The sequence below is a fragment of the Flavobacterium sp. SORGH_AS_0622 genome (assembly GCF_030818825.1).
Lineage (GTDB): Bacteria > Bacteroidota > Bacteroidia > Flavobacteriales > Flavobacteriaceae > Flavobacterium.
Window position 1 is genome coordinate 957089 of record NZ_JAUTAX010000001.1, and the last position, 14128, is coordinate 971216.

Sequence of the window (14128 nt, forward strand, 5' to 3'; positions counted from 1 at the left end):
CTAAAATTTCATTCGATGTCTCGGCAGATTAATTTCATGTCCCTGCGGATAAGGTTCGCGATGCGTAGGACTAACATCCTCCTTAATTAATCGCTGTGTTTTAAACTGATCTTTTGCATCCATATAACGAGGATCGGGGATAAAAGGCATCTTGGCCATTTTGAGGATCGTTATGGTTGGAAAGTGATAATCGACTTCTACATTTCCTAAAAGCAAATAACAGCCTCCGCCCTGAAAAGGATGCTGCGCGAGACTATCAGGAAAATGCGCCGTGTCAAAATAAGAGCCTTCATGATCAATCCAAGTTCCAAAATACATATTTCCTTTTTTGGTAGGAACCTGTTTTCGGGCAATTAAATAAGCCAGCATTCGAACCTGTTTTTTATGATGCGAGACAAGATCTTTTGCCATAACATCGCCGCGGTATTTGGTTTGTAATAAATCAAAAACGGTACAGGATACAGGAAAACTCAAAAGCTCGATTTCATCAAAAGCATCTTCAAAAAGAGAACGATCTAAAGTTGGAAGCTTATATTCTTTAACGGGTTCTTGTAAAAGCATCAAACTTCTGTTTTCTGGTTTAAAATTATTCAGAAGCAAACTGGCAATAACCAGAAGCTGATTTTTGGTTTTTCCTGTGAAACGAAATGCATCTATAAAAATCAAAATTTTAATACTTTCAATTCCAATTGGAATCCGATTGATAAAATCTTCCAAAGAAAGAAAATCACCATTTTTGTCTCTATCTGCTTCTATTAAATTTGCTGTTTTTGATTCTAAACCCTGCAAATGCATAAAGCCCAGATAAATATCGTTTCCGTAAACAGTAGTTTGATATTCGCTTTTATTCACACACGGATTAAGGATTGTTGCTCCAGACATGCGTGCTTCGTGTACATAAACTTCTGTTCTGTAAAATCCGCCTTGATTATTAATAACCGCTGCCATAAATTCTACAGGATAATTGATTTTAAGATACAAACTTTGGTAACTTTCTACAGCATAAGAAGCGGAGTGCGCTTTACAAAATGAAAATCCTGCAAACGATTCAATCTGGCGATAAATTTCCTGACTAAGACCTTCAGGATGTCCTTTTTGGGCACAGGAAGCAAAGAAATTATCTTTTACTTTTTGAAGCGCTTCTTTAGAACGCCCTTTTCCAGACATAGCACGACGAAGAATATCGCCGTCTGCAGCAGGAACGCCTCCGTAATGCTGGGCAATTTTGATCACATCTTCCTGATAGACCATAATACCATAGGTTTCGCCAAGATGTTCTTTGAAAACCTCATGAAAATATTGAAATTGATCTGGATTATTATGACGAAAAATATATTCTTTCATCATTCCAGATTGTGCAACGCCGGGACGAATAATTGAAGAAGCTGCTACAAGAATCCTGTAATTATCGCAATTTAAACGGCGCAATAATCCACGCATTGCGGGACTTTCGATATAGAAACAGCCAATGGTTTTTCCTTGTGCCAAATGAACATTGCATACAGCTTCATCTTTAGATATAGAAGTGTCACGAATATCTACTTTTATGCCTCGGTTTTTTTCGATTAGTTTTACGCTGTCATCGATATGCCCAATGCCGCGCTGACTTAGAATATCGAATTTTTCGAAACCAATTTCTTCGGCAATATGCATATCAAAAAGTACGATAGGGAAACCTTTTGGAGGCATTTCCAACGGCGTATAATTGGTGATTGGTTCTTCAGAAATAATAATACCGCAGGCATGCATACTGCGCTGATTGGGGTATTTATTCATCATAAGACTATAATACTGAACCAGCTGTACAATAGAATTAGTTTCTTGCAATGCCATTGGATTTTTGGCCAGCATATCTAATTCTTCTTTTGGAAGACCAAAAACTTTCCCGACTTCCCTGAAAATAGAACGGTGTTTGAATTCTACATTGGTACCGCAAAAAGCAACATGATCGCGGCCATATTTATCAAAAATATATTCTAAAATTATATTACGCTCTTTCCAGCTCCAATCGATGTCAAAATCGGGCGGACTTTTACGATTTAAATTTAAAAATCGCTCAAAATACAAATCCAATTCTAATGGGCAAATATCTGTAATGCCTAAACAATAGGCTATAATACTATTGGCACCGCTGCCTCGGCCAATATGCATAAAACCCTGACTATTGCTGTAGCGTACAATATCCCAAGTAATTAAAAAATAACCGCTGAATTCTAATTCATCGATCACTTTTAGTTCCTTTTCTATACGCTTTTTTGCTTCTAGATTCTCGTTTCCATAACGTCTTTTTAATCCTTTCATAGCCAAGTCGGTAAGCATTTTTAAATCTTCCTGACGACTTGTAGTAAAGAATTTTTTGTTTTTTGGAGTAGAAAAATCATATTCAAAATTGCAGGAATTAATAATTTTTTCTGTGTTAATTATAATTTCAGGATACTTTTCATAAAAAGGTAACAGCGATTCTACAGGCAGCATTTTTTCAGAAGTTCTGCAATAATCAGCTTCTGTTAATTTTGATAAGATAATATTCGTATCAATTGCACGCAGAATTTTATGCAGATTAAATTCTTTTTTATTTCTAAAAGTTACCGATTGCAGTACAACCATTTTAGAAATTTTATCTTTATGTTCTGATGTGAAAAGTCTTGAAACTTCTTCGGGACGAATGCCGATAAATTCATTTTCACGAAGAACTTTCGGAGCATTTTCTAAAGTATAAATTACAAAAACCGATTTGAATTCGGGTGCAGTTAATGGCAGTTTTTCTCCGCTGAAATTATGATTCGTTAAAAAACGATTCATTTCAGCCAAACCTTCAGCATTTTGAGCCAAACCGATATATCGAAACTCATGACTGCATCGAAACTCCATTCCGACCAATGGTTTAATCTCTTTTTCAATACATGCTTTTATAAAATCATAAATTCCCGTTACTGTATTAATATCAGTAAGTGCCATTGCTTTAACACCATAAGAAACGGCCTCCTCGATAAGTTTATCAAGAGGAATTGTGCCGTAACGTAATGAATGATATGAATGACAATTGAGATACATTATTTGCTGCGTTTTAAAATTTCGTCTTTGTTATTGGGTTTAAAAGAAGCACCGGCACAGCGCATTACGGCGTCAAAGCCATAACGGTTTTTCATTTTATCCATAGCAGCATAAAGTGAAAGCATTTCCTGAGTATCTTCAAAAAGATCAATTTGATAGGTACCGCGAACTAATCCGCTAAAGCGAACACCAATCAAACGTAAACGCATACGACGCTGATACAATTTTTCAAAAAGTTCCATTACATTTTTGGTCAAAACGTGATCTGCTGATGTATAAGCTACTCTGTATTGTTTGGTTTCTGTATCAAAATTGGCATAACGTATTTTAACCGTAACTGTTGAGGTTAACCATTGTTCCGACCGAAGCTGAAAAGCCAGTTTTTCGACCATTCCTAAAAGTACTCTTTTTAGTTTGGCAATATCAATTGTATCTTGAGCAAAAGTATGTTCGGTAGAAATTGATTTTCTTTCACTGTAAGGTTCTACAGGCGTATGGTCGATTCCGTTGGCTTTTTTCCAGATGTCCAAACCATTTTTTCCAATCATCTGCTGTAAAACCTCAGGAGGCATTTCTGCTAGAGTCTGAATTTTACGAACACCAATTCGGGATAAAAGCTGGAACGTGACATTTCCAACCATCGGGATTTTTTGAATCGATAATGGATTTAAAAAAGCCTGTACTCCCTGCTCAGGAATTTCGAGATTCCCTACAGGTTTGCCTTCGCCAGTTGCAATTTTAGAAACAGTTTTATTAATAGATAGCGAAAAACTAATAGGCAGTCCAGTTTCTTTTATTACAGATTTTGCCAATTCATCTGTCCATTTATAACTTCCGTGAAATTTATCCATTCCAGTAATATCCAGATAAAATTCATCGATACTAGCTTTTTCTAAAACGGGTGCTTTTTCCTGAAGAATTTGAGTAACATCGTGCGATAATTGTGAATACAATTCCATGTCCCCTTTCATAACTTTTGCATCTGGACAAAGTTTCAGCGCCATTTGAATAGGCATTGCAGAACGCACCCCAAATTTGCGGGCTTCATAAGAACAAGAGGCTACAACGCCACGATCACCTCCACCAATAATAAGAGGTTTGTCTCTTAATTCTGAGTTGGTTAGTCGTTCGCAGGATACAAAAAAGGTATCCAAATCCATATGTACAATTGCCCGTGCCATTTTTCCTTTTTGTTTTTGTATGAAACAAAATTAGCACAGGTGGTAACATTTTTTTGTATATTTGCTGTTCCAAATTATAACAAATTTATTATGTCCTTATTTTCAGACAACATCAGAGCGTTAAGGGTTAAGCATAAAATATCACAGGAGAAATTAGCTGAAAACCTTAGCATTACCAGAGGAAGATACGTGAAATACGAAGATGGAACTTCGGAAGCACCGTATGATATTCTAAAGAAGATTGCGCTATATTTTCATATGAGTATTGACTTGATATTATCGGTCGATATTCGTAAGATTGATGTGCAAAATTTGATAAAACTGGAAGGCAACCGACTTATTTTACCCATTCAAGTGGATAGTTTTGGAGAGAATTTTATTGAAATTGTATCTCAAAAAGCAAAAGCAGGTTACCTCAATGGATATGCTGATCCAGAATATATCGAAAGTTTACAGCAAATTACACTTCCGTTTTTAGGTCCTGGAAAACACCGCGGATTTCCAGTTGAAGGCGACTCAATGCCTCCACACGAAGATGGCTCTATCATTATTGGTCGTTATGTAGAAAAACTGGGAGAGGTGATGGATGGCAAAACCTATATTTTGATTACTAAGAATGAAGGAATGGTGTATAAGCGTCTCAATAAAAACAAAAAGAACGCTTTGGTTTTAGAATCCGACAACAGCTTTTATCCGAATTATGAAGTGAAAGCTTCTGATATTTTGGAGATTTGGGAATACGAATGTAATATCGGCCGTTCGGATAAAAAACAAGAAATGACGGAAACTGGAGCAATGAAAGATTTGCTTTTAGAATTGAAAAGAGAAGTTCGAGAGATTAAGAATAATACTTCGAATGCTTAATTTTTTTTCGCCACGAATTCACGAATTTTGATTTAAAATAAAATGAATATCCAAAAAGCCAAAATCGAAGACCATATCCGTTTAACGGAAATCACCAAAAAGTCAAAAGCCTATTGGGGATATTCGGATGAGCAAATGGAGAAATGGAGTAATAATCTTACGATCACGATAGAGTATATAGAAACAAATTCTGTTTTTAATTTGGTTGATGAAAATCAGATTATTGGCTATTATTCTTATTTAAGATTAGAAAACAATCAGGTAAAATTGGACAACTTATTTATTTTACCTGAATATATCGGAAAAGGATTTGGTTCTTTTTTAATGAATGATTTTGTGGAAAGAATGCGAAATGAAAAATGTCAAAAAATCATTTTAGATTCAGAACCCAATGCCGAACAATTTTACCAGAAAATCGGATTTACAAAAATTGGTGAATTTGAAACTTCAATAAAAAATAGATTTATGCCGATTATGGAAATAAATCTATGATTTCGAAGAAAAAAAATGCCACGAATTCACGAATTTTGATTTAAAATAACTCGTCAATTCGTGGCTAATAAATTTACACAAAGCCCTTCAAAAATCATTTTAATCTGTGCGATCTTTAGCTTAAAAAAAACTTTTGCGACTTAGTGCCTTTGTGGCAAAAAAAACTTAAAAAATCTTCGCAAATCCCAAACCATATTGTTGCCCGTTGTAAAAAGGCATAATCATAGAAGTCGATTTGTTTTCGGCTGATGATTTGAATAATTTTTTAGTAATGTATGGATTGATCCAATACGCAATTTTGGTGCTTAAAATACCGATTCCCGCTCCAGCGGCAACATCAGTTAACCAATGGCGATTGTTGTAAATTCTAAATAATCCCGTTCCAGTTGCAACGGCATAACCAGCAATTCCGTACCAAATTGATTTGTCTTTGTATTCTTGATATAAAAATTCGGCACCCATAAACGCAGTTGCAGTATGTCCGGAGGGGAAGGAGTTGTTCGAACTTCCGTCAGGTCTTTCTTCGTGTACAATCGATTTTAAACCCAAAACTGTTGAAGCCATTATAACATACGAAGTCACAAATATAACAGAACGGTCACGCATATTGTTTTTGCCTTTTACACCAAAAGCATTCAAAGCATAAACAGAGGCCGCAGGCGCATATTGCGAGAAATCATCAATTGTAATTTTCTCGTCAATATCTTCAGTAACTTCTTTTTTGATTTGCGAATTGAAACTCAGCAGCTGATCGCTTTCAAGTCCAATAACACCATATCCAATTAATACACTTGGAATAATTAATTGTTTGTAATTGAATTTTAAATGATGCGAAGTACTGTCAATTTTTGTAATCGAATCATTTTGCTGTGCATTCGCAGAAAATAATCCAAATAGAAATACCAGAGAAATAGCTTTGTAAAACATCTTTCGTTATTATTATAATTTGCAATAATAACGAATGTATGATCTAACTATTTTTGTCTTAATTGAACCTTAAGCGGATATTAATTTGTTGGTTTTAAATAGAATGGTTTGATTAAGATTGACTAAATATTATCTCTTTTTAAGTGTCATTAGTTCTAGAAAATGGTTCGAATCTTTTTAAACCTTCAACGAAAACCAAAACGTACTTCCCAATCCTAAATTACTCTCGACCCCAACACTTCCGTTTTGGGCTTCTATAAATTCTTTGCTTATCGCTAAACCCAATCCTGTTCCAGATTTTTGACTTCCAGGTACTTGAAAATATTTATCGAAAACTTTGTCTTTGTATCTTGTATCTATTCCTTTTCCGGTATCGATGACCTGAAATACGATTTGATTGTTTTCTTTTTTTAATTTGATAAAAATGGTACTTTTTTCAGAAGAATACCGAATAGCATTCGACAAATAATTAATTAAAACCCAGCCTGTTTTTTCGCTGTCAGCTTTTACGTCTTCAAGATTTTCATCTGCATTAATAACCAATTTAATCTGTTTTTGATCCGCCTGAACTTTTACGGCTTCAACAGCATAATTTACAATTTCGTGCGGATTACTTTTTTCAATATTTAGTTGAATATTTCCAGTTTCCAATTGTGATAAATTGAGTAATTCGCCTGTAATTTTCAACAATCTTTGACTATCATCTTTTATACTTTCAACCAATTGTTTCTGGTCGTCGTTCATGTCGCCCGTTTTGGCATTTTCAAGCAATTGAAGACTTAGTTTTATAGAGGCAATCGGCGTTTTTAATTCGTGCGAAACGGTCGCAATAAAATTGGTTTTGGCAAAATCCAATTCTTTAAAAAGAGTAATGTTTCTCAAAATAATTACATCACCAATATTGATTTCTTTTTCTTCACCAGTCGGAATTATGGTAATATTCAGAATTTCTTTTTCAAAATAACTTTCTTTTCCGTGCGCATAAATTTTAAGCGGTTGTTTTTTAGGAGCATCAGTATCTTCTTTTAAAATCAACGACCGAATCAAATCATTTGACAATGCTAGAGTAGAAGCCGATTTCCCGATAACATCTTCCAATTTCAAACCAACAATTTTCAGCGCTTCATCATTCGCAAACAAAACAATTCCTTCATTGTCCAGACCAATAATAGGATCGTGCATATTATTGATAAGGGTTTCCAGACGTTTTTTTTCGAAGAATAATTTGTACAAATTACTATCATTATATTCCTGAAGTTTCTGCGCCATCGTATTAAACGACTTTGCAAGATCGCCAAATTCGCTATGACTTGTAAAATGTACTCGTTCTGAATAATTTTTATTGGCTATTTCTTTAATACTCAGCGTTAATTCCTTTATTGGGTTTGCAATATTATTAGGTAAATTAACGAGTAGATTAAAAGCGATTAAAAAGCATAAACTTCCAACAATGGCAATCCATAAATTAGCATTTTCGGCAGTAAGTTTAGCAATGTCACTTTTCTGTTTTATAGCATCCAGATTGAGTTTCATAATAGCAAAAATATCCTGCCTGATTTGTGTTTTCAGAACTTCATTTGCTCCATTTTTTTCTAAAAGAGCAAAGCTTTTCTCTAGGTTTGCGGTTGCTTCTTTTTCTCCAGGTTCGGTTACATTTTGAGTTTGTTTTTCCAGATATTCTTTAAAAGTCTTAATCTCATTATCTGGATTTGCTTTAATTTCATCCAAAGACAAAATCATATTTCGCGAATATTCCAATGTATTATAATTCGCTTTTAGAATATTCTCTGTGTCTGCTTTTATCAAAAAAACAGAATAACCGCTTACAAGCGAAAGTATAATGATCATTAAAAATAATAATCCAACACCCAGATTTAATTTGGTTTTAATTCTCATTGTATAAAACATTTAATTTTTTTTTTGAACCATATAAGTGATATAAGAAAATATTAGAAGATGTATAGGAAATACTTTGTGTCTTTTTAACCGCAAGGTTTCGTAAAGCAACAAAGATTAAATTAAAAAAACTTTGTGCCTTAGTGCCTTCGTGGCAAAAAAAGAAACATCCTAATTAAATGAACTTATATAACTTATATGGTTTTAAAAATTTTTCAAGACAGTATAACAAGATCAACATTTGATAAAGACAGTTTGTTTAGCAAACGCCTGAAAATTGTTGTAGACAAAATTACTTTAAATAAATTCAAATGCGGTTTTCCGATGCACACAGTTGTAATTTGTTTTTCTTCAACAGTTGCTAAAATCGCATTGGCAATATTTGAATTTTCCAATTTAATAACTTCGGCCCCTAATTGAACTGCCAGTTTAAAGTTATTAATTAAATGCCTTTGTTTGTCTAACGCAATTTTAGTACTGCTTTCCTGCGGTGTTTCTACATACAAAACATACCACGATCCGTTGTAATAACTTGCTAATCGTGCTGCTTTTCTAATTACAATTTTTGCTGTTTTGTCATTACTGCTAATGCACGCTAACAATTTTTCATGCCGCAAAGCATGAAGATTCGGAACTTCATTTTCAACTTTTCGAACGACTTGACTCGCTACTTCTTTCAAAGCCAATTCACGAAGTTGTAAAATCTGTTCCGATTTAAAAAAGTTCGTTAAAGCAGTCTGAATTTTGTCAGCCGTATAAATTTTTCCTTCTTTCAAACGCGCAATCAAATCTTCCGAAGTCAAATCGATATTGACCACTTCATCTGCCAATCGCAAAACATTATCTGGAATGCGTTCCTGAACATCAATGTTTGTAATACGTTTTACATCCTCATTTAAACTCTCAATATGCTGAATATTAACAGCCGAAATCACATTAATTCCAGCTTCCAGAATTTCTAAAACATCCTGCCAACGTTTTTCATTTTTGCTTCCTTCAACATTGGTATGTGCCAATTCATCAACAATAACCACTTCTGGTCTAAGGTTGATGATTGCCTGAACATCGAGTTCTTCGAGTTCTTTTCCTTTATAAAAAATAGTCCGCCTCGGAATAATCGGAAGGCCAGAAAGTAATTCATGCGTTTCCTTTCGCATGTGCGTTTCGATGTAGCCAATCTTCACATCGATTCCGTTTTTCAATAACGAATGCGCTTCCTGAAGCATACGAAAAGTTTTGCCCACACCAGCGCTCATTCCAATGTAGATTTTAAACTTTCCTTTTCGTGATTTCTGAATTAAATCGAGAAAGTGCTGTGCGTTATTATTTTTCTGTTCCATAAAAATATGCTTTAAGCAATAAGCTTTAGGCTTTAGGCAGTACAACTTTTAAAAAGCTTACTGCTTAAAGCCTATAGCTTAAAGCTAAAATGAAATCGCCAGCGAAGTCGTTACAAACGTATTTTTATCCGTTGGGAGATTATCTTTATTGGTGAAGATTTCATCTTTGCTCGAAAGATTTCTGGCTTCAATTCTAAACATAACATTATCAGTTACTAAGTAATCAAAGTTAGCTGAAAAACCGTAAGTTTTAAAACCATTTGGCGTTTCAGTTGCGATAATTACGCCTTTTTCATCACTATAATATTCGCCTCTTGCTGCAAGCTGAATTTTCTCTGTTGGTTTGTATTGCAGAATTAAAACTGGCGAAAACCAAGTGTCGTATTTATTACTGTTCTTAGCCGCTTGCTGTGATCCAATATCAAAACCAGCTGTAATGTTTGTTTTTTCTGTTACTTTAAATTGTCCGTAGAAATTATTAAAATAGCGCCATTTTTTGTCAATATCCGGTTGTTCATTTCCAACATAAGTGCTCCAGTTCAAAGCCACTTTATCAGATGGTTTGTAGGTAATCTGAGTTCCAAAAGCAGGCGTTTGATTGCCTTCAACTTTCTCAATTCTCTGCCAGCCATTTAAGTACATTCCCGCCAAATACCATTCTCCAGATTCAGAAGTATAACCAATTTTAACTCCAGTTTCATAATAAGGAGAATTCTCAGCCATAATACTTCTTGTTAAAGTCTGGCAGTCTTTTCCAATGGCACTCTCAAAACCAATATGAGAAGGCATAATTCCGGCATCAATCCATAAATTGTGGTTTTTCGAAATCTTTACACCCACATTTGCTTCATAAACATTTTTCAATAGGCCCTGTTCGGCAGCCATATTATATTCGGCATAAGTTCCTGCCATCAAGGCAAAATTCCCCCGAATATTTTCTTTCGAATAATTCACTTTCGCCATACCCAAATTCAGGTTTACCTCGTTGCTTTTATTGTAACTGTAAAAAAAGTTTGGCCGCGTATGATTTTCAGGTTTCCCAAAATCATAACTGTAATAAGCATCTACATATCCTGAAAATGTCAACGGACTTTTCGATTCTTCTTGTGCTTGTAAATTGCTATAACCAAAAGCGATTAAAGCAGTAAGTATTATTTTTTTCATTTTTTGTGGTATTCAATTATTTATTAGTAGATTTTTTTAGGAGCTAATCCCGCTATCCACTACAATCTTTTGTGTCTCGTTAAAGAAACGAGACACAAAAGGATTTTCGTTTCTATCGGGGCTAGGGCATTTGGGGTAAAAAAGGCATTTTCGTTTCCTGCAAGGTTTTTAAAACCTTGTAGGTATTAATTTTAAAGTTTTGGTTTTTATCACTTGGTTTGTCATCCTGAGGAACGAAGGATCACATTAGTAGCTCGACAAAGATTGGCGATCATGCAGACGGAGTTTCTCGTGTGATCCTTCGTTCCTCAGGATGACAAACTACACGGTTACTCCATGATAATAGTTGATGTCGATTTTCATACCTACAAGGTTTTGAAAACCTTGCAGGAGAAAACCTTAGAACCTTAGCGACTCAGAACCTCAGAACCTTTTTTAGAAAGCTCATCCAACCCCACATTCAATTCCAGAACATTCACAGTTTCAGGACCAACAACAGCCGAATTAATTTTAGACTCCACCAAAGCTTTTACTTTTGCTTCATCCAGTTTTCGCTCTTTAGCAATTCGCTTTACCTGAATCAACGCGCCTTGCGGAGAAACATTCGGATCTAAACCACTTCCAGAAGCCGTAACCATATCAGCTGGAATGTCTGATTTCTTCAAATAGGGGTGAACCAATAAAAGCGTATCAATTCTTTTTTGAACCAAAGCCAAATAATCGGCATTGCTTGGACCTTTATTGCTTCCGGCACTTCCAGCAGCATTATAATCTACAGCCGAAGGTCTTCCCCAGAAATAATTCGATTTATCGAACTTTTGTCCGATTTTTTGATAACCAACCACTTTTCCGTTAACCGAAAGAGTTTCTCCTTTTCCTTGATTTGGAGCCAATTGTGCGATTCCGTAAATCGCAAGAGGATAAATAACCGCAAATAAAATCAAAGTAAATACGGTAAGTTTTAAGAGTGAAAATATAGTTTTCATTTTTTTGAGATTCTAAGAGACTAAGTTGCTAAGGCTCTAAGTTTTTTTCTAGGAAGCTTAGTAATCTAAAGTCTGTGTTTTTAATTGAGTTTTTAAAAGTTCTTGGGTTTTATGACTCTAAGAAAAAAACTTAGCATCTTAGAGTCTTAGCATCTCAGAACCTTACATGAATAGAGCTACTAGTAAATCAATAACTTTGATTCCGATAAAAGGAACAATTAGACCACCTAAACCATAAATCAAAAGATTTCTTTTCAAAATAGCACTGGCTCCAATTGGTCTGTAATCAACACCTTTCAGCGCAAGCGGAATCAATATTGGAATGATAATCGCATTGAAAATTACAGCAGATAAAATCGCACTTTCAGGACTGTGCAAATGCATGATATTTAAGCCTTGCAGCGCAGGAATCGCAGTAATAAAAAGAGCAGGAACAATAGCAAAATATTTCGCAACGTCATTTGCAATAGAAAAAGTAGTTAAAGTACCTCGGGTCATTAAAAGCTGTTTTCCAATTTCAACAATCTCGATTAATTTCGTTGGATCATTGTCAAGATCGACCATGTTTCCGGCTTCTTTTGCAGCTTGAGTTCCACTATTCATGGCAACGCCAACATTGGCTTGCGCTAGGGCAGGAGCATCGTTTGTTCCGTCACCCATCATGGCAACCAATCTTCCTTCGGCCTGTTCTTTTCTGATGTAATTCATTTTATCCTCAGGTTTAGCCTCGGCAATAAAATCATCAACACCGGCAGCTTCGGCAATAAATTTAGCCGTAAGCGGATTGTCTCCCGTAACCATAACCGTTTTGATCCCCATTCTGCGCAAACGCTCAAAACGCTCTTTCATTCCGGTTTTTATAATATCCTGAAGTTCGATAACACCTTGAACTTCATTGTTTTTAATTACTACCAATGGTGTTCCTCCGTTAGACGAAATTGTAATAACTTGCTGTGCAGTATCTTCAGGGAAAGCATTTCCGGCTTGCTGTGCAATATTTTTTGCAGCATCTTGCGCTCCTTTTCTGATGTTCGTTCCATCTTTTAGTATTACACCAGAAGTTCTGGTTTCGGCAGTAAATTTTATACTGTGTGAGATGTTTTCTGTAAGAAGTGAAATGTCTGATTGCATTTTACTATTTACATCTAACATTTTACCTAACTCGAGAATACTTTTCCCTTCTGGGGTATCATCTGCAAGCGAACTCAAAACAGCCGATTTTACAAAATCATCAAAAGAAACTTCTTTGGTTGGATAAAAATTAGTTGCTTTTCTGTTTCCAATTGTGATGGTTCCGGTTTTATCCAAAAGCAGTACATCAATATCTCCCGCAGTTTCAACCGCTTTTCCAGATTTGGTTATTACGTTAGCTCGTAAAGCTCTGTCCATTCCCGCAATACCAATCGCAGAAAGAAGCCCTCCAATTGTAGTTGGAATTAAACATACAAACAAAGCAATGAAAGCCGCAATCGTGATGGGTGCGTTGGCATAGTCGGCAAACGGTTTTAGCGTAACGCACACAATCACGAAGATTAACGTAAATGCGGCTAATAAAATGGTTAAGGCAATTTCGTTTGGTGTTTTCTGACGGCTTGCACCTTCAACTAAAGCAATCATTTTATCTAAAAAGCTTTCGCCAGGTTCAGATGTTACTTTTACTTTAATTTTATCTGATAATACTTTTGTTCCTCCGGTTACAGATGATTTATCACCGCCTGCTTCCCGAATTACAGGAGCACTTTCTCCGGTAATGGCACTTTCGTCGATTGTAGCCAGACCTTCGATAATTTCACCATCGGCAGCAATTAAATCGCCTGCTTCGCAAACGAAAATATCGTCTTTTTTTAATGCTGATGAACTGATGTTTCGGATTTCTCCATTTGGCAGAATCTGTCTTGCAGGAGTTTCTTCTCTTGTTTTTCTTAAACTGTCGGCTTGTGCTTTTCCTCTTGCTTCGGCAATTGCTTCGGCGAAATTGGCAAATAAAAGTGTTGCTAGTAAAATTAAAAATACAATTAAATTATATAGGAAACTGCCTTGATCTGTTGCTCCCATTAATATGGAAATACAAACAGCAAACATGATCGCAGTTCCTATTTCTACGGTAAACATTACCGGATTTTTGATCATCATTTTTGGATTCAGCTTGACAAAAGACTGCACTAAAGCTTCTTTTACCTGCTTACTTTCAAACAATGATGTGGATTTATTAGTTGTCATTTTT

Annotated in this window: 10 protein-coding genes; 2 read left to right on the top strand and 8 right to left on the bottom strand. The window is 35.3% G+C overall.

The window, feature by feature from the left end; all coding sequences use genetic code 11:
• Both QE431_RS04175 and dinB read right to left on the bottom strand, forming a co-directional pair.
• Positions 1 to 3054 carry a DNA polymerase III subunit alpha gene (locus QE431_RS04175; RefSeq protein ID WP_307292918.1) on the bottom strand — a complete coding sequence of 1018 codons (3054 nt, stop codon included), beginning with the start codon at positions 3052 to 3054 and terminating at the stop codon, positions 1 to 3.
• Positions 3054 to 4235 (bottom strand): DNA polymerase IV, encoded by a 1182-nt coding sequence (gene dinB, locus QE431_RS04180; protein WP_307292921.1) that lies wholly within the window; start codon positions 4233 to 4235, stop codon positions 3054 to 3056. The genes QE431_RS04175 and dinB overlap by 1 nt, the downstream gene beginning before the upstream one ends.
• A 90-nt stretch (positions 4236 to 4325) precedes the next feature.
• Here dinB and QE431_RS04185 point away from each other — a divergent pair, with 90 nt between their 5' ends.
• Positions 4326 to 5099, top strand: a complete 774-nt coding sequence (locus tag QE431_RS04185) for a LexA family transcriptional regulator (protein WP_307292924.1) — start codon at positions 4326 to 4328, stop codon at positions 5097 to 5099.
• A 42-nt stretch (positions 5100 to 5141) separates the two neighbouring features.
• A complete protein-coding gene (locus tag QE431_RS04190; RefSeq protein ID WP_307292925.1) occupies positions 5142 to 5591 on the top strand; it encodes a GNAT family N-acetyltransferase in 450 nt (149 codons plus the stop codon).
• Between the two features lie 165 nt (positions 5592 to 5756).
• Here QE431_RS04190 and QE431_RS04195 read toward each other — a convergent pair whose 3' ends face one another.
• From QE431_RS04195 to kdpB, 6 genes are all read right to left on the bottom strand, one after another.
• Complete coding sequence (locus QE431_RS04195) at positions 5757 to 6518, bottom strand: phosphatase PAP2 family protein (protein ID WP_307292928.1); 762 nt, start codon at positions 6516 to 6518, stop codon at positions 5757 to 5759.
• Between the two features lie 177 nt (positions 6519 to 6695).
• Complete coding sequence (locus QE431_RS04200) at positions 6696 to 8414, bottom strand: ATP-binding protein (protein WP_307292930.1); 1719 nt, start codon at positions 8412 to 8414, stop codon at positions 6696 to 6698.
• Between the two features lie 215 nt (positions 8415 to 8629).
• Entirely contained in the window at positions 8630 to 9754 is a 1125-nt protein-coding gene (locus QE431_RS04205; protein WP_307292933.1) for a sensor protein KdpD, read from the bottom strand.
• An 84-nt stretch (positions 9755 to 9838) separates the two neighbouring features.
• Entirely contained in the window at positions 9839 to 10918 is a 1080-nt protein-coding gene (locus tag QE431_RS04210) for a porin (RefSeq protein WP_307292935.1), read from the bottom strand.
• A 407-nt stretch (positions 10919 to 11325) separates the two neighbouring features.
• Entirely contained in the window at positions 11326 to 11904 is a 579-nt protein-coding gene (locus QE431_RS04215) for a K(+)-transporting ATPase subunit C (RefSeq protein ID WP_307292937.1), read from the bottom strand.
• A 162-nt stretch (positions 11905 to 12066) separates the two neighbouring features.
• On the bottom strand, positions 12067 to 14124 hold the full coding sequence (gene kdpB / locus QE431_RS04220; protein ID WP_307292940.1) for a potassium-transporting ATPase subunit KdpB: 2058 nt from the start codon (positions 14122 to 14124) through the stop codon (positions 12067 to 12069).
• Between the last annotated feature and the right edge of the window lie 4 nt (positions 14125 to 14128).

Excerpts from the sequence above, each read along its gene's own strand:
- QE431_RS04210 (WP_307292935.1), bottom strand. The coding sequence starts at position 10,918 with ATGAAAAAAATAATACTTACTGCTTTAATCGCTTTTGGTTATAGCAAT.
- kdpB (WP_307292940.1), bottom strand. The coding sequence starts at position 14,124 with ATGACAACTAATAAATCCACATCATTGTTTGAAAGTAAGCAGGTAAAA.
- QE431_RS04185 (WP_307292924.1), top strand. The coding sequence starts at position 4,326 with ATGTCCTTATTTTCAGACAACATCAGAGCGTTAAGGGTTAAGCATAAA.
- QE431_RS04200 (WP_307292930.1), bottom strand. The coding sequence starts at position 8,414 with ATGAGAATTAAAACCAAATTAAATCTGGGTGTTGGATTATTATTTTTA.
- QE431_RS04205 (WP_307292933.1), bottom strand. The coding sequence starts at position 9,754 with ATGGAACAGAAAAATAATAACGCACAGCACTTTCTCGATTTAATTCAG.
- QE431_RS04175 (WP_307292918.1), bottom strand. The coding sequence starts at position 3,054 with ATGTATCTCAATTGTCATTCATATCATTCATTACGTTACGGCACAATT.
- QE431_RS04190 (WP_307292925.1), top strand. The coding sequence starts at position 5,142 with ATGAATATCCAAAAAGCCAAAATCGAAGACCATATCCGTTTAACGGAA.
- QE431_RS04195 (WP_307292928.1), bottom strand. The coding sequence starts at position 6,518 with ATGTTTTACAAAGCTATTTCTCTGGTATTTCTATTTGGATTATTTTCT.
- QE431_RS04215 (WP_307292937.1), bottom strand. The coding sequence starts at position 11,904 with ATGAAAACTATATTTTCACTCTTAAAACTTACCGTATTTACTTTGATT.
- dinB (WP_307292921.1), bottom strand. The coding sequence starts at position 4,235 with ATGGCACGGGCAATTGTACATATGGATTTGGATACCTTTTTTGTATCC.